The sequence below is a fragment of the Oceanobacillus kimchii X50 genome (assembly GCF_000340475.1).
In the GTDB taxonomy this organism is placed as follows: domain Bacteria; phylum Bacillota; class Bacilli; order Bacillales; family Amphibacillaceae; genus Oceanobacillus; species Oceanobacillus kimchii.
The window spans coordinates 413,325-428,879 of sequence record NZ_CM001792.1 but is presented as its reverse complement, the minus strand read 5'-3'; the positions used below and the strand labels follow the sequence as shown (position 1 = coordinate 428,879).

Sequence of the window (15,555 nt, the reverse complement as noted above, 5' to 3'; positions counted from 1 at the left end):
CGGGCGCTTTAATGAAGCAATGAAAGCCTAATTTCTCAATTGAGAAATTAGGCTTTTTAATATTGAAAATTTCCTTAACGTTGTAAATCCGCATTTTCCTGACGCTACCCCTTATAGAGTGACTCAAAATTTCTCGGGCACAACATAAAGAGTCCTCCGCTACTTAAGCAAACGAAGGACTCCAGTCAATTATAAAACTATTCTTTTGCGTTTATTAAATAAAACGTGGCAATTATATTAATCCATCATTCGTTTCTTGAAGGACAAGATTGTTAATCCAGCACCAACAACTATCCAAGCACCAATAATTGCAAAAGGTTGCCAATAATCGGCAATAGTCCCGTTCGTTATATTCGCTATTTCAAATAACTGAATAGCTGGTGTATATTCTAACACTTTCAGAAAAGGATATTCTTCTGCAAACCCAATAAACATATTAGACATTCCAAATATAAACATTACAGGTAAAATATAGATGGAAGCTTCTAAAACAGAACGAGTGATTAATCCTAACCAAGTTCCTAGCGCAATAAAGAATACAAGAGATAATACAACTCCTACTATTACCGGTATAAGATTAGAAGGTGAAAATCCTGAAATCAACATAGAGATATACGTAATTACTAATGTGATAACTATTGTTACGGCACTTTTTCCTGCTAGTATCTCCGTAATGGTAGCAGGTGAAAGCATCAAACCACGAAGTGTATTCTTTTCCTTTTCTTCCGCAATAATTGCACATTGAAGAAAGGCACCTACCATAGATAAAGAAATGCTGATAATAAATATATGAATTTCTAATGGAACAACATCCATCCGTCCATATATGAGCGCAAATACGAGTGGTAAGATAATCGTTGAAGAGACATACATATTACGATATAAGTCTTTTAAATCCTTTTGAAAAATTGCCATAAAACGTTTTACAGAAAAAGTCATACTAGTTCCCTCCCCGTTACTTCTACGAAAATATCCCCTAAAGTTGGTTCTTTTGTGCTGATGGTTTCTATACGATCTTCTGAAATATATCGTTGAATATCATTAGCAATAGAAGGGGCTAAAGGTAATTCCAATTCTCTACCATCCCTTAGCTCTAGCAACACTTTCTCTTCACGATATTGCTTCTTCAAATTTTTAGGGCCATCCAATAACTGCACAGAACCTTTATTCAAAAATGCTACACGATGACATAAATGATCTGCTTCTTCCATATCATGTGTTGTTAAAAATACCGTTGTTCCTTGTTTATTCAATTCTTTTAATCCTTCATGAATGTGCTTCGAGTTCACGGGATCTAATGCTGAAGTTGGCTCATCCAAGAATAATATTTCAGGGTTATGAAGTAATGCTCTTGCCAAGAGCACGCGCTGTGTCATACCTTTTGATAACTTGGCAACTTGTTGCTTTGCTTCATTTTGTAAACGAACCATCTCTAACACTTCATTAATGCGGTTCTCTTGCACATCATATAATTGCGCATACGTTTTTAAATTATCGTAGATAGTGAGACGGTTATACAAACCACTATTATCTGTAACCACTCCAAATCGTTTTCGTTGAGCTGGCGATTTTAATTGTTGAACTGGTACACCAAATACTTTTGCTATTCCAGAAGTGTGTGTTAATTGTCCAGTTAATATTTTTATTGTGGTTGTTTTTCCTGAGCCACTTGGTCCTAAAAAACCGAATGTCTCTCCTTTCTCGACTTGAAAAGTTACATCGTTAAGTGCTTGCTTATTTTGATAAACTTTTTCTAAATGACTTACCTCAATGACTGAAGTCATGTAATTCCCTCCTGAAAATCCAATTTTCATTTGCATCTTCAGAATACTGTTATATCAAGGTATTCGCACTAAATTTCCGATGAATGGAGTACCTAATAGGTTAAATGGAGCTTAATCGACTCCTAAAATTTGCTTTAATTCAACCAACTTTGCTTTCGATAACGGTACTTGAGTTTTTTCTTTATCTTGCAAAACAAGACTGTAACTATTTCTCGTCCAGGTAATTACTTCTCGTACTTTTTGTAAATTTACGATATAAGATCGATGACATCGGAAAAATCCTTGATGTTCTAATTTTTCTTCTAATTGACGAAGCGTAAATGCTGTTCGAAACGATGACCCTTTCATATGTACTACAGCTTGACCTTCATCACTTTCAATGTAGTCAATCTCTGGAGGATCAAGTAGTACTATCTTGTCATTTACTTTCGAAGGTATTTTATTTAGCTGAAAAGAAAAATCTTGCTTTCCTAACTCTTCTTCTGAAACTTCGTCTATCTCTTGCTTCTCTTCATTTTCTTCTGTTTTAATTTCAACTGTTTGTAACCCTTCCTCGTTAAGTCGGTAAACTCTTTCTGCTAATGTAATTGCACTTTCCATATTAGATGTCAGTATTAATACACCTTTTTTATTCTGCTTAAGATGGTTTAAAACATGAACCAATACTCGTTTCGTTTCTAAGTCAACATTCAAATCCGGCTCTTCAAAAAGATAAATACATGCATCCTGAATAATTGTTTTCCCATAATGAACCCGCTTTTGTTCAGACTCTGTTAATTTACTAATTGGCTTATCCTTCACTTCATGTAATTGTAGTTTTTCAATCAATTCTTGATGGTTGACCTTTGTTTGATATAGTTGTTCAATAAATCGAAAATACTCTTTTGTATTCATTCGTTCGTAAAGACCGTTACTCAATAGTTGTAGTCCTAACGCTTGAAAATACTTCACTTTATCTTCTAATGTAATTCCATTTAATTCGATGCTACCGTTATTAATTTTTTTATCTCCAACAATCATTTTTATTAACATCTGCCTAACATTTAAGGAGGAATGAATCGCTGCAACTTCCCCTTCTTGAATCGTTAAATGAAACGTCGAAAACAAGATGTGGTCACCTTGTCGATATTCTAGTTCTCTTAATTGAAGCATCTATCTCAGTCCCCTTTGAATCCCAATTTTATGTATTCAGATGACAGAATTTATTTATTTTGTTACAGTTAATATGAAGTAAATAAATACGAAAAGCAACTACTAGGGGTGCCCAGTACTATGTGTGGGCTGAGAGGAAAGCACCTACTTTCCGACTCTTATGGACCTGATCTGGTTAATACCAGCGTAGGGAAGTAGTCAATAATTTTGATGATTACATTCTCAGTATACCAAAACCAGGTCCTTTAATTGGACCTGGTTTTTTGTTTGTTTTAGAAAGGAGAGATAAAGTGAAAAACACCCGCGTCTTAACATTGATGGCTGTCCTTGTTGCCATTGGAACGATTGGTTCACAGTTATTATGGTTCCCTGCTGGTGTCGCACGAGCGTATCCTGTTCAACATGCAGTAAATGTTATGGCAGCAGTGTTACTTGGTCCAGGACCTGCTGTTGGTGTTGCTTTAATGATTGGTTTACTTCGAAATCTCTTAGGGATAGGAACATTACTAGCTTTTCCCGGAGGAATGATTGGCGCTTTTTTTGCAGGGATACTTTATCGAAAATGGCGGCGTCATCGTTTAGCAGTAACAGGAGAAATACTTGGAACCGGGATTATTGGTTCTTTTCTTGCTGTTCCTTTTGCTAACTTTTTAATGGGATCGAGTGTTGGTGCGCTTGCATTTCTACCAGCATTCATCATTAGTAGTGTTTCAGGAGCGTCCATAGGTTGGTTTATTTTATCTCGAGTTCATAAAGTGAAACCAGAACTCTCACACACTCAGAGGAGAGATTACTCATGAAATTCTCAGAAGAACTAAGATTAGAAAACAAAGATATTTTTACACTTATAAAAAATCACCCGTTTGTAGAAGGGATAGGAAAGGGAATACTATCCGTAGATGCAGTTCGTCACTATGTTCAAGCGGATTATGCTTATTTAAATGGATTTATGAAAACTATTGGCTCAGCTATTGGTAATGCAAATCATCGTAACGACATCGCTTACTTTAGTGCTCTAATGCTGTTTTCATTACATGACGAAATCCAAGCCCATCTGTGTTTCTGTGAGTATATTAATGTAAACTACGAAGACTTACAAGGACAGCCATTACCTCCAACAGGAGATCATTATGTTAAACATATGATGTATCATGCCCAAACAGGAACTACAGGTGAAGCAATTAGTGCGCTTTTGCCATGCCCTTGGACGTATTATGAGATCGGAAAATATCTAAATGAAACGTGGCAAGTATCGGATAATCACCCATTTCAAATATGGATTCAATGTTATGCAAATACCAAACAAGATGTTGAGGAAATGTGTGAACGACTTGATGAACATGCGAGTCATGCTTCAGAAAAAGAAAAAGCAAGTATGAAAATTGCTTTCCGAAAGAGTTGTCAATTAGAATACTTATTTTGGGAAATGGCTATGTCTACTGAGGAGTGGCCGTCATTGAAGGAGGATATAAATAATGAATAATGTATCATGTGCATTAACGATTGCCGGCACAGACCCTAGTGGTGGAGCTGGAATACAAGCAGATTTAAAAACATTTCAAGAACTTCAAACATACGGCATGTCTGTCATTACTTCCGTAGTAGCTCAAAATACTACTGGTGTAACTTCCGTCCATCATATGCCAATCAATATGATTGAAGATCAACTTGAAGTTATAATAAAGGATATGCCTATTCATGCCCTTAAAACGGGAATGATTGCCAATAAACAAATGATGGAAATAATCTCCAAAAAAATTGAGAAAATGGATGCACCTTATGTTATGGACCCAGTTATGGTTGCAACAAGCGGTGACTCGCTAATAGATACAGAGGCCCGATCATTTTTAAGAGAATATTTGCTCCCCCAAACCGCACTAGTGACTCCTAATATTCCAGAAGCAGAATTTATTACTGGTCATTCTATTGAAACATTAGAAGACATGAAAGATGCGGCAAAACATATCGTTGATCATTTCAATGCGGATGCCGCATTAATAAAAGGGGGCCATATGAAAGCAGATGCAGTAGACTTTCTATATGATGGATCTGCGATGCATACATTTTCAGCTAAACGAATTAATACAAAAAACACTCACGGTACGGGTTGCACTTATTCTGCTGCTATAACTAGTTATCTCGCTAAGGGGTACTCCATGGTAGAGGCAGTTCAGAAATCAAAAGACTTTGTTACTGCTGCAATATCCCAATCGTTTGAGCTCGGTTATGGGAATGGGCCGACAAATCACTGGGCAATTCGGGAAAGATAAAGGAGAAACTAAGGAGAGGGAGATATATATGCAAGTCGATATTATTAAACAAGTTCGTGATACTAAACCACTTGTGCATCACCTAACCAATCAAGTAGTAATGAACTTCTCAGCTAATGGGTTACTTTCATTCGGCGGTTCGCCAATAATGGCAAAAGCGATAGAAGAAGCAGAACAAATTGCCGCAATTTCAAATGCCGTTTTAATTAACATCGGTACGTTAACTTCCATTGAATTGGAATCTATGATAGCTGCTGGAAAAACAGCAAATGAACATAATATTCCTGTATTATTAGACCCTGTCGGAGTTGCTGCCACTTCTTTTAGACGAAAAGCTATTGATAAAATTTTAGAGGAAGTTCGTCCCACTGTGATAAAAGGAAATGGTGGTGAACTAGCAAGTCTAGTTGATATCACACTCGAAGCAAAGGGAGTTGACTCCGTTGGTGACGGTAATTTAGATGAAATCGCGCAAAAAGTAAGTCGAAAATATAACACTGCCGTTATTGTTACCGGAGAAACAGATGTTATTTATGTGGATAATCATTTGATTCATAATGGTACAGGACATCATTACCTATCAACCATAACCGGTTCTGGTTGTTTATTAGGTTCGATTATTGCAGCATGTTTAACCACAAAAGCACCATTGAAAGACCAATTAATTACAGCGGTTTCGTTCTATGGACTTTCAGCTTCGTATGCAGCTAATCAAGAAAGTGTTCGTGGTCCAGGCAGTTTCTTACCTGTATTCATTGATTCTCTTTCAAAAATGCCACAAGACCTTACGAAAGGAGAATAAATGCTTATGAAATTCCAAAAAAATATGCTTCGGAAGTATTTTATTATGGGAAGTCAAAATTGCCATAGAGACCCACGAGAGATTTTACAAGAGGCAGCAGCTGCGGGAATTACTGCTTTTCAATTCCGTGAGAAAGGTAAGCATTCTTTAAAAGGCGCTGCAAAAGTTGAACTTGCAAAAGATTTAAAAGCTATTTGCCATGATTTTCAGATCCCTTTCATTATTAATGACGATGTTGATTTAGCAAAACAATTGGATGCAGATGGTATTCATGTCGGTCAGGATGATCAACCTGTAGAAGTTGTGCGGAAACAATTCCCAAATAAGATAATTGGATTGTCCATATCAACGAATAAAGAGTTGAATCATAGTCCATTAGAAATAGTCGATTACATTGGAGCTGGTCCAATATTTGCAACAAATACAAAAGAAGATGCTAAAAAAGCGGTTGGTCTTGAATGGATTCAAAATTTAAAAAAACAGCATCCTTCTCTACCAATAGTTGCAATTGGAGGAATTAATACTACAAATGCACAAGAAGTCATCCAAGCTGGAGCTGATGGTGTATCTTTTATTACAGCAATAACAGAAACAAATCATATTTTACAAGCAGTACAACGATTATAAAGTGAAGCCTACATTCAGTGGGGTTTTCGCTTTCTTCCTTTATTTTTTCTTGGATAAGCCCAATATTATAATTATGTATCCCAAATTGTGCTCTTATCCCATATGCTAATGTGATGAAACTTTGCATATGAGGAGGAAAATAATGGATTACTATAATAATCATCCATATCATCAGCAACCTCAACAAGATCAGAGACAAAATAATAACTTACCTGGTGATATGTTAAATCAGTATTTTAATCAACAGCGTGACGATTATAATCAACAGCAGTTCACTGGAACACCTTACGAAAGTTCAGAAGGATATCATGAAGTTGATGAGTCAGATGTGAATAATCCTTATGAATATTTCAATGACGATCCAAATACGCCTGGTCGAATATTCCCGGGTGGTGGATTCCCGGGTGGCCCGGGCGGCGGACCTGGTGGTGGATTCCCGGGCGGTGGATTCCCGGGGGGATTTCCTGGAGGAATTTTTGATGGATTCCCGGGTGGTGGATTCCCGGGCGGTGGCTTTCCCGGCGGTGGTGGCCAAGATGGGCAACAAGCTCCAACATCAGCTCCTCCTAGCTTCACACCAGAGAAACCAGCATTCCAAACTTTTGCAGTAGATCCTGGTGGAATTAGACGTTGTCTTTTCCGTTTCACTTACATTTGGCCAGAAAGAGGAAGAGGTTTTTGGTACTTCCCTACGTTCGTGGGAAGAAATTCTATTGCAGGTTTCCGTTGGAGTGGATTCCGTTGGGTGTACTTTGGAATGGATCTAGGTCGAATTGAATCATTTCAATGTTATTAACAACAAAGCCTTTTTAAGGAAAAATTAGTTTATATCAAAAAGACGGCCCTTATGAGACCGTCTTTTTGATATTTATTTTTTTAATCTTTATCCACTTTTTTATTCATTTCACGCTGCCATATTAACCCTTGTTCTAATGCCATTTTCTTTGCAATTTTTGGCGCATTCCACAATGGTGGTAACAACAAGAAAGATACAGGAACTGCAGTAATAACAATAGAATTTTGTATCGATGTAATACTGTCTTCCCCAATCGTTAAAATTACAGCTGTTGTAGCACCAAAGATGATTGCCCAGAACACACGTAACCAACGTTTCGGGTTATCATGACCCGATAATGTCGCAGCGACTGTATATGACATCGTATCCGTAGTAGTAGCTACAAATATAATCGATACTAATAAAAATCCTACTCCAAATATAACTCCCATAGGTAATTGATCCGTTATTGCCATAACAGCTGCAGGCATTCCCCCCTCTGTTAAAGCATTGGAAACAGAACCTGGGTTTTCATTTTCAAAGAATATCCCCGTTCCTCCTACAACAGAGAACCAGAAATTTGTAACTAATGGTGCAACAACGGATACCGCAATAATTAGTTCACGAATTGTTCGACCCCTGGAAATACGGCTTATAAATACAATAAGCATTGGAGCATAGCCAATAAACCAACCCCAGAAAAATATCGTCCAACCAGATAACCAACCTTCATCTCCACGAAACAAATTCATTGTAAAGAAATTTTGTAAATGAGCCCCTGTTCCACCGATAAAAGCATCAATAATAAATGTTGTTGGACCAATTAGAAATACAAGTAATGCTAGAAGAATCGTAAATTGTACATTCCAATTACTTAAATGATAAATTCCTCTATCTACGCCTGTCGCAGCAGATATTGCAGCAACTGTGACTAATCCAAGCACTACTAACATACTTATCACAAGTGTATTGGGTACTCCAAATAAATGATTTAATCCATAAGAAATCTGTAACCCTAGAAATCCTAATGGGCCAAGTGTACCTGCTACTGTTGCTATAATTGAAAAGCTGTCTGCAAGTGTTCCGACAACACTCTTTTCAAAAATTTTTTCACCAAATATTGGGTATAGTAATCCTCTAGGTTTTAATGGATATCCTTTGTGATAATGGACGTACATCATGACTACCACTGCTAAAGTACCGAGAATCGCCCATGCAAGGAACCCCCAATGAACAAAAGCTTGAGCCATTGCACCGTCTAAATAGTTAAACTCTCCACCACCAAACAAAGGTGGTGTATCCATATAATGATACATCGGTTCAGCAGCTGCCCAGAAGACACCGCCACTCGCGAGTAATGTCACCAAAATCATACTTACCCAACCAAAATAACTATACTTTGGTTTATCCATTTTCCCTAAACGAACTTTTCCATATTTTGATACGGCTAATCCTAGTCCGATTAAGAAATTAAGTAATAGTAATATTTGCCAATATGCCCCGAACCAATCTGAGGAATAAGTAAATAAAGTATTTACCCACTCTCCAACTTTCTCCTTACTTAATAATGAAAGGATGATAAATAATATTAAAAAACCGCCGCTTATATAAAAAACGGGCCAATCGAGTTCCTTTTTATTTTTGGATCTCACGTTTTACCTCCTGTTTTTTACAGCAAGTCGCCTAAAGTTAGTAGTATAAACTGTTCTTAAAGACCGTTGGATGGATAAATGAAAACAGAGAAAACGTGAATCACAACAGAATTCCACCAACTTGCTCATTTATTAAACACAGTTTTTAATTATAGTTTTTTATTTTTGTTCATACAAATAATATCCCCTATAGTTTCTCGTTAAATACAGAAGGAAAGAGAAGAATTAGAATAAAATCTTCCCTCAAATCACTTTATTTACACCAAAATAAAAGAATCCTGCAATTTTTAGCAGAATTCTTTTTATAAATGGATTAATTTTAAAATCTGTTCGAAGCATGGATAAATTATGCACGAATAAAATATCTTCATTTATGAATTTATAATGTGATCAACTGTGTTTTCAACTTCATCCCGTGATATTTTTTCTTTCCCTTTTTTCAATGCGTCCAATGTTTTTTGCGCAAGTGCTAATGGAATACGACAGAATAACAAAATATTCTTTGTGGAAATTTGTTCCATATATTGATCTCCCATATGTAAATTCATCTCTGCATATTCAAACATTTCTTTTTTAGTCCAATCATCCGGGAAGAAACCTACTCCGCGTTCAGCATCTTCATCAATATTCCTTAATATATTGACAGCTTGTAATCCTCGACCGTACCCAATAGCTAACTCACGATCTGTTTCTGTTCCATCATACCATTGCCAAATATCTGATAGCATGACACCGACTAGCCCAGCCACATAATACGTATATTCATCTAAGTCTTCTTTGGTGTTTACTTCCCAGTCTCTAGCTACCCATTTTGCCATTCCTTCCGCCATCTCACTAGTAGAAGCCTTAACTTTCGTAACAATATTTGAAGGGCAATAAAGCAACCAATCATTTAATCTAATTGTTACTTCTGGGAGAATATTACGATACGGATCAATTAATGATTGGTAAGCAACATTATCAAACGATTCCGCTTGTAATAATCGACTTGTTTGGATTAGTAATTCCTGCTTACTAGAAGAATCCAAAGCTTCATGATCTTCCATTTCATCAATCGCACGCATACAAAGGTATGCTGAACCAACTGTTTTCCTTAATGTTTTATTCAGCAGCTTTATTGGAATGTAAAATGTTCGACTAGTTTCTTTGAGTACCTTCATTGCTTCTTTATCTAATGTTGCTTGATTACTCACCAAAGACTCCTCCTTGTCCGATTCATGCGATATTACAAGTATAACAAATACAACACTTTTTTTCCTTTTTAACTGTGCTGTGTAAAAAATTTGTAAATAAATACTATTCTCTTGTACTTCTGTAAAAATAAGTCTACGATAGTCATGTTGCGAAATTTTATGTAAGGCTGTGTTAATATGGATAAACGAGTGTATCTATTAATGACCATTTCCTTTGTAGTTGGAATGGTAGAATTAATTATAAGTGGTATTTTAGATTTAGTAGCAAATGATCTTGATGTTACGATGGGACAGGCTGGATTGCTTATTACCATCTTTTCACTTGTATTTGCAGTATCAGCACCAATTTTATTATTTCTAACGGCTTCAATTGAACGAAAAAAATTAACATTAATAGCTTTAAGTACTTTTTTTATTGGTAATTTAATTGCTGTATTTAGTTTTTCCTATACAATGCTATTTATAAGTAGAATTGTCTCTGCAGCAAGTGCTTCGATACTTATTGTGCTTTGTATCATGATGGCATCATCCATTGTTCAACCCGAATACCGCGGGAGAGCTATTGGAATTGTTAGTATGGGCGTAAGTGGTTCATTAGTGTTTGGTATCCCCTTTGGTTTAATACTTGGAGAAGCATTCGGATGGAGAGCACCATTTGTACTCATAGCAATATTAACCGTTTTATCAATGATAGGCGTATATTTCTTTATGACGAGGATTTATACATCCGAAAAACCTTTACCATTACAAACCCAGCTTAAAATGCTTAGTAGCAAATCCGTTTTATTCGCATTACTAACTACCTTATTTGTATTGGCTGGACATACTACATTGTATGCTTACTTAAACCCTTTCGTTAGTGAAACGATGGATATGAATGGTTTCTGGCTTAGTGTTGTCTATTTTGCTTTTGGAATCGCTGCAGTTAGTGGCGGTGGTGCTGGCGGAGCTTTATCTGATCATTTTGGTCCGAAACGTACTATTCTTACAGTGATTACGCTCTTTATTTTAGCGATTATCTCATTGCCTTTTGCTACATTTAATATAATTATCTTCTTTGTTGTATTAATTATTTGGGGCATGATGAGCTGGGCAGTGTCACCACCAATCCAAAGCTTATTAATTGAAACTGCACCTAAAAATGCAGATATATTAGTAAGTCTAAATAATTCTGCATTACACTTCGGAATAGCAATTGGTTCATTTATAGGTAGCTTTGTCATTGAAAAGTCTCATGTACAAGCAAATGCATATGTAGGAGGAGCAATTGTATTTATCGGTCTTATCGTATCGATTATTGCTTTAAAAGGATATAAAGATAAACAATCGGCTGTTTCTTAGTATTAATCAAAAAGCAAGGAGAAGTTGAGGCATATCAAAAAGTTTTGCTAAAAGACTTATGATAGATAGAATAAGCTTGAGAAATATACGGAGACTCCTTTAAAATCAAAAATCGATTTTCTGCATGCGATGCAATGCTGCCGGGGACTTCCTTGTCCTATAGGAAAGAGGCCTAGGCGAGACCCAGATGCATAAGCATCCGGAGGCTCGCCACCCGCCTTAGGATAAGGGTAGTATATTTCTGAAGCAGGGTTTCAAAGCCTACTCATTCGGATTTATCTTTTGCCTAAATGCCTTTGTCCCAATCTCTCTATAATACTTCTCAATAACTTCAAGAGCTTTTTCTATGATTTGTTGAGAAACGCCAACGAATGTTCTTAGTTATATGCCATCTTTTCTTCTACGTTTTCGAAATAATAAAATACTTCCTAGCCCAAAAGCTAAACCAATAGTTCCCCCAGTTTCTGTACTTCCGAAAAAATAACCAAGTATACAACCGATTGCTAAACAAACAAGAAATATTGCTCCAATCACTGCTTCTCTCATCTGCTTTCCTCCTACTCTCTTTCTATTAGTGTATTAACACAACATTTATTTGTTAATTTCAAATAATTCACTATTGCCATACATTGGTTTTCGTGTTTAAATGTATTCAATATATCATCGTAGAGGGGTGAAAGTGTGAAAGATAAAGTATCTGTTGGTTTATTAGGTTTAGGAGTTGTTGGGTCTGGTGTTATTCAATTAATTAACGATCATCGTGAAAAATTAACTCATCAACTTGGTTGCGAAGTAGAAGTTTCAAAAGTGTTGGTAAGAAATTTAGATAAAGCAAGGAATATACATATTAATGATGATTTGCTCACGACAGATCCGAGTGATGTATTAGATCATTCATCTATCGATATTATAGTAGAAGTAATGGGTGGCATTGACCAGGCAAAAGAATATATTTTACGTGCCTTTAAAAATAAAAAACATGTAGTATCTGCGAATAAAGATTTAGTCGCATTACATGGTCCTGAGTTACAAGCTGAAGCAACAAAAAATCGTTGTGACTTCTATTATGAGGCAAGCGTTGCTGGAGGTATTCCTATTCTAAGAGGGATTACGGAAGGATTATCCACTGACCATATTCAACGTGTCATGGGAATTGTGAATGGTACAACAAACTACATTCTAACGAAAATGGATGAAGATGGCATGAGTTATGAGGACGCTCTATCAGAAGCACAACGGTTAGGATTTGCGGAAGCCGACCCTACTTCAGATGTTGAAGGCTTAGACGCTGCACGAAAAATGGCCATCCTCGGTCGACTTGCTTTCTCAACTCCTGTTGAATTAAGCGATGTAGAAGTAAACGGCATTCGAGGAATAGAATTAGAAGATTTACGTTACGGAAAGCAACTCGGTTATACAATGAAACTTATTGGTTTTGCGAATTTTAACGATCAAGAGCTGGAAGTAAATGTACAACCCACTCTCTTATCAAAAAATCACCCATTATCTAGTGTAAAGAACGAATACAACGCTGTTTATGTATATGGCGAGGCAGTAGGTGAAACCATGTTTTATGGTCCTGGAGCCGGTAGTTTACCAACTGCTACAGCAATACTATCTGATGTCAGTGCAGCAATAAAAGGACTTCGTCTCGGTGTATCTGGCAATCAATCAAATGAAATGCAGTTCTCTAAAACTTTAACACCAGTCAATAAACGGCATAGCCAATATTATGTTCGACTTTATGTAAAAGATGAAACTGGTGTACTTTCTAAAATATCATCATTATTCCATGAACAAGATATAAGCTTCCAACGTATTGTACAGACGCCTGTAAATGAGTATGAGTCAGCTGAAATTGTCGTCGTAACTCATGATACATCTTTATCCAATTTCCAACATACGTTAGAGAAGTTGCGAAGTTTTGAAGCAGTTATTGAAGTCAAAAGCTATTATAAAGTGGAAGGGGAAGTGATGTAATGACTTGGCAAGGATTATTAAAGGAATATGCGGAATTATTACCAGTCACCGACCAGACACCACCATTAAGTCTAATGGAAGGAAACACTCCTTTATTGTCTTTTCCAACTTTATCAAGGGAATTGGGAATAGAGTTATACGGAAAATTTGAAGGCTTAAACCCAACTGGCTCGTTTAAAGATAGAGGTATGGTCATGGCAGTTGCAAAAGCAATAGAGGAAGGCAGCAAATCAATTATTTGTGCTTCTACCGGAAATACATCAGCTGCAGCTGCAGCCTATGCTGCTAGAGCTGGTATACGCGCAATTATTGTCATCCCTAAAGGAAAAGTTGCTCTAGGAAAATTAGCTCAAGCAGTCATGTACGGTGCAGAGATTGTTGAGATAGACGGTAATTTTGATGAGGCACTACAAATGGTTCGTAAAATCAGTGAAAAATCAGCCGTTACATTAGTTAACTCTGTTAATCCATATCGAATTGACGGACAAAAAACTGCCGCATTCGAAGTCTGCGATCAATTAGGTTCGGCTCCTGATATTCTTGCTATTCCAGTAGGTAATGCGGGAAATATTAGTGCATATTGGAAAGGGTTTAAAGAATATAACGAAAAATATCAATCAGGATTACCAAAAATGATGGGATTTGAAGCAGAAGGTGCTGCAGCTATCGTAAAAAATAAAGTCATTGAGCAACCAGAAACAATAGCCACTGCCATTCGTATAGGTAACCCAGCAAGCTGGGAGCTTGCCTTAAATGCAAAAGAAGAATCGAATGGTAGTATTGGGTATGTAACGGATGATGAGATCGTAAATGCATTCAAACTACTTCCACAAAAAGAAGGTATTTTTGCAGAACCAGGTTCAGCAGCATCTATAGCTGGTGTGATCCAACAAGTTAAAAGTGGGAGTATTCCAAAAGGAAGTAAAGTTGTTGCTGTATTGACTGGTAATGGATTAAAGGATCCACAAACTGCAATCGATCAATTATCGATTGATCCTGTTAACTTACCAAACAACGAAAAAGCAGTTATGGACTATCTTGAAGAGCTGATCACATCATGAAGCCTTTCCGTATCTCTGTTCCAGCAAGCAGTGGTAATGTTGGCCCTGGTTTTGATTCAACAGGGCTTGCATTAGGCTTATATTTACACCTCAATGTACTGGAGGCAAATAGCTTACAATTTTATTCTGACGGTGAGTCCATTTCTACAGAAAACCACTTTATATGGAATATTGCAGAACATATTGCTCATAAACATGGTATTACTCTACCAGCTTGTAAAGTACAGGAAGCAAACGATATTCCTTTGGCTCGCGGTTTAGGAAGCAGCGCTTCTGCTATTGTTGCAGGTATCGAGCTTGCCAATCAATTAGGAAATCTACATTTAACACCGGAACAAAAATTACAATATGGTACGGAGATTGAAGGGCATCCTGATAATGTTGCACCTTCTATATATGGCGGATTAATCATTTCAACGGTATTTGAAGAGAAAATTGAACATATTCAGTTGAAAGACATTGATGTCGATATTGTTGCCTATATTCCAAATGTAGAATTAAAGACTTCCGTCTCGAGAAATTGCTTACCTGATAGCTACAAACGAGATTATGCAGCTAAAGCAAGCGCCATTAGTAATTTAACTATAGCTGCCTTATACAGTAAAGATTATAAGTTAGCGGGGAAATTAATGGAAGAAGATCTCTTTCATGAGCCTTTTCGCTCGGAACTAATTCCTAACTTCTCTTATATTCGAGAGGAAGCTAAAAAACATGGTGCATTTGGCACTATCTTAAGTGGAGCGGGACCAACTATGCTATCAATAACTTCAAAAGGAAAAGGTGCAACGTTACAACGCTATATGTCTAATTTGTCTTTATTAGCGGATTACCAAATTAATTACATACCTATCGACTATCAAGGTATCACCATTCAAGATTAAGTTGAGGTTGGATCATAACTAAAATAATTACTATATG

General features: G+C 36.7%; 16 protein-coding genes and 1 riboswitch. Of the genes, 10 read left to right on the top strand and 6 right to left on the bottom strand.

What is annotated here, in order from left to right; translation table 11 throughout:
- Positions 1–237: 237 nt before the first annotated feature.
- From C794_RS02430 to C794_RS02420, 3 genes are all read right to left on the bottom strand, one after another.
- Positions 238–939 carry an ABC transporter permease gene (locus C794_RS02430; RefSeq protein ID WP_011064885.1) on the bottom strand — a complete coding sequence of 234 codons (702 nt, stop codon included), beginning with the start codon at positions 937–939 and terminating at the stop codon, positions 238–240.
- Positions 936–1,784 carry an ABC transporter ATP-binding protein gene (locus C794_RS02425; RefSeq protein ID WP_017795556.1) on the bottom strand — a complete coding sequence of 283 codons (849 nt, stop codon included), beginning with the start codon at positions 1,782–1,784 and terminating at the stop codon, positions 936–938. The genes C794_RS02430 and C794_RS02425 overlap by 4 nt, the downstream gene beginning before the upstream one ends.
- Before the next feature lie 111 nt (positions 1,785–1,895).
- A complete protein-coding gene (locus C794_RS02420; protein ID WP_017795555.1) occupies positions 1,896–2,936 on the bottom strand; it encodes a LytTR family transcriptional regulator DNA-binding domain-containing protein in 1,041 nt (346 codons plus the stop codon).
- Between the two features lie 94 nt (positions 2,937–3,030).
- Positions 3,031–3,146: riboswitch (TPP riboswitch) on the top strand.
- Positions 3,147–3,226: 80 nt separating this feature from the next.
- On the opposite strand from C794_RS02420, the gene thiW reads away from it, so the two are divergent.
- From thiW to C794_RS21275, 6 genes are all read left to right on the top strand, one after another.
- Positions 3,227–3,736, top strand: a complete 510-nt coding sequence (gene thiW, locus C794_RS02415) for an energy coupling factor transporter S component ThiW (RefSeq protein WP_083900544.1) — start codon at positions 3,227–3,229, stop codon at positions 3,734–3,736.
- Positions 3,733–4,419 carry a thiaminase II gene (gene tenA / locus C794_RS02410; RefSeq protein ID WP_017795553.1) on the top strand — a complete coding sequence of 229 codons (687 nt, stop codon included), beginning with the start codon at positions 3,733–3,735 and terminating at the stop codon, positions 4,417–4,419. Before thiW ends, tenA begins: the two co-directional genes overlap by 4 nt.
- A complete protein-coding gene (thiD, locus tag C794_RS02405; protein WP_017795552.1) occupies positions 4,412–5,206 on the top strand; it encodes a bifunctional hydroxymethylpyrimidine kinase/phosphomethylpyrimidine kinase in 795 nt (264 codons plus the stop codon). The genes tenA and thiD overlap by 8 nt, the downstream gene beginning before the upstream one ends.
- A gap of 28 nt (positions 5,207–5,234) precedes the next feature.
- Positions 5,235–6,008, top strand: a complete 774-nt coding sequence (gene thiM / locus C794_RS02400) for a hydroxyethylthiazole kinase (RefSeq protein WP_017795551.1) — start codon at positions 5,235–5,237, stop codon at positions 6,006–6,008.
- Positions 6,009–6,014: 6 nt separating this feature from the next.
- Positions 6,015–6,635 (top strand): thiamine phosphate synthase, encoded by a 621-nt coding sequence (gene thiE, locus C794_RS02395; protein WP_026133695.1) that lies wholly within the window; start codon positions 6,015–6,017, stop codon positions 6,633–6,635.
- A 142-nt stretch (positions 6,636–6,777) separates the two neighbouring features.
- On the top strand, positions 6,778–7,431 hold the full coding sequence (locus tag C794_RS21275; RefSeq protein ID WP_017795549.1) for a hypothetical protein: 654 nt from the start codon (positions 6,778–6,780) through the stop codon (positions 7,429–7,431).
- Between the two features lie 80 nt (positions 7,432–7,511).
- On the opposite strand, the gene C794_RS02385 is transcribed toward C794_RS21275, so the two are convergent.
- Together C794_RS02385 and C794_RS02380 are read right to left on the bottom strand one after the other, a co-directional pair.
- Complete coding sequence (locus C794_RS02385) at positions 7,512–9,062, bottom strand: BCCT family transporter (RefSeq protein WP_017795548.1); 1,551 nt, start codon at positions 9,060–9,062, stop codon at positions 7,512–7,514.
- A gap of 371 nt (positions 9,063–9,433) precedes the next feature.
- Positions 9,434–10,255 carry a squalene/phytoene synthase family protein gene (locus tag C794_RS02380; protein ID WP_017795547.1) on the bottom strand — a complete coding sequence of 274 codons (822 nt, stop codon included), beginning with the start codon at positions 10,253–10,255 and terminating at the stop codon, positions 9,434–9,436.
- A gap of 177 nt (positions 10,256–10,432) precedes the next feature.
- On the opposite strand from C794_RS02380, the gene C794_RS02375 reads away from it, so the two are divergent.
- Positions 10,433–11,596 carry an MFS transporter gene (locus C794_RS02375; protein WP_017795546.1) on the top strand — a complete coding sequence of 388 codons (1,164 nt, stop codon included), beginning with the start codon at positions 10,433–10,435 and terminating at the stop codon, positions 11,594–11,596.
- A gap of 381 nt (positions 11,597–11,977) precedes the next feature.
- On the opposite strand, the gene C794_RS20780 is transcribed toward C794_RS02375, so the two are convergent.
- Positions 11,978–12,142 carry a hypothetical protein gene (locus C794_RS20780; protein ID WP_017795545.1) on the bottom strand — a complete coding sequence of 55 codons (165 nt, stop codon included), beginning with the start codon at positions 12,140–12,142 and terminating at the stop codon, positions 11,978–11,980.
- Positions 12,143–12,277: 135 nt separating this feature from the next.
- Between C794_RS20780 and C794_RS02365 the strand changes: the two genes are divergently transcribed.
- The 3 genes from C794_RS02365 to thrB are packed head-to-tail and all read left to right on the top strand — an operon-like array spanning position 12,278 to position 15,518.
- On the top strand, positions 12,278–13,576 hold the full coding sequence (locus tag C794_RS02365; protein ID WP_017795544.1) for a homoserine dehydrogenase: 1,299 nt from the start codon (positions 12,278–12,280) through the stop codon (positions 13,574–13,576).
- Positions 13,576–14,637 carry a threonine synthase gene (gene thrC, locus C794_RS02360; RefSeq protein ID WP_017795543.1) on the top strand — a complete coding sequence of 354 codons (1,062 nt, stop codon included), beginning with the start codon at positions 13,576–13,578 and terminating at the stop codon, positions 14,635–14,637. Before C794_RS02365 ends, thrC begins: the two co-directional genes overlap by 1 nt.
- Entirely contained in the window at positions 14,634–15,518 is an 885-nt protein-coding gene (gene thrB, locus C794_RS02355) for a homoserine kinase (protein WP_017795542.1), read from the top strand. The genes thrC and thrB overlap by 4 nt, the downstream gene beginning before the upstream one ends.
- Positions 15,519–15,555: the final 37 nt, after the last annotated feature.

Bases quoted from the DNA above. Each gene is read 5' to 3' on its own strand.
- C794_RS02430 (WP_011064885.1), bottom strand. From the start codon at position 939: ATGACTTTTTCTGTAAAACGTTTTATGGCAATTTTTCAAAAGGATTTA.
- C794_RS02425 (WP_017795556.1), bottom strand. From the start codon at position 1,784: ATGACTTCAGTCATTGAGGTAAGTCATTTAGAAAAAGTTTATCAAAAT.
- C794_RS02420 (WP_017795555.1), bottom strand. From the start codon at position 2,936: ATGCTTCAATTAAGAGAACTAGAATATCGACAAGGTGACCACATCTTG.
- tenA (WP_017795553.1), top strand. From the start codon at position 3,733: ATGAAATTCTCAGAAGAACTAAGATTAGAAAACAAAGATATTTTTACA.
- thiD (WP_017795552.1), top strand. From the start codon at position 4,412: ATGAATAATGTATCATGTGCATTAACGATTGCCGGCACAGACCCTAGT.
- thiM (WP_017795551.1), top strand. From the start codon at position 5,235: ATGCAAGTCGATATTATTAAACAAGTTCGTGATACTAAACCACTTGTG.
- thiE (WP_026133695.1), top strand. From the start codon at position 6,015: ATGAAATTCCAAAAAAATATGCTTCGGAAGTATTTTATTATGGGAAGT.
- C794_RS21275 (WP_017795549.1), top strand. From the start codon at position 6,778: ATGGATTACTATAATAATCATCCATATCATCAGCAACCTCAACAAGAT.
- C794_RS02375 (WP_017795546.1), top strand. From the start codon at position 10,433: ATGGATAAACGAGTGTATCTATTAATGACCATTTCCTTTGTAGTTGGA.
- C794_RS20780 (WP_017795545.1), bottom strand. From the start codon at position 12,142: ATGAGAGAAGCAGTGATTGGAGCAATATTTCTTGTTTGTTTAGCAATC.
- thrC (WP_017795543.1), top strand. From the start codon at position 13,576: ATGACTTGGCAAGGATTATTAAAGGAATATGCGGAATTATTACCAGTC.
- thrB (WP_017795542.1), top strand. From the start codon at position 14,634: ATGAAGCCTTTCCGTATCTCTGTTCCAGCAAGCAGTGGTAATGTTGGC.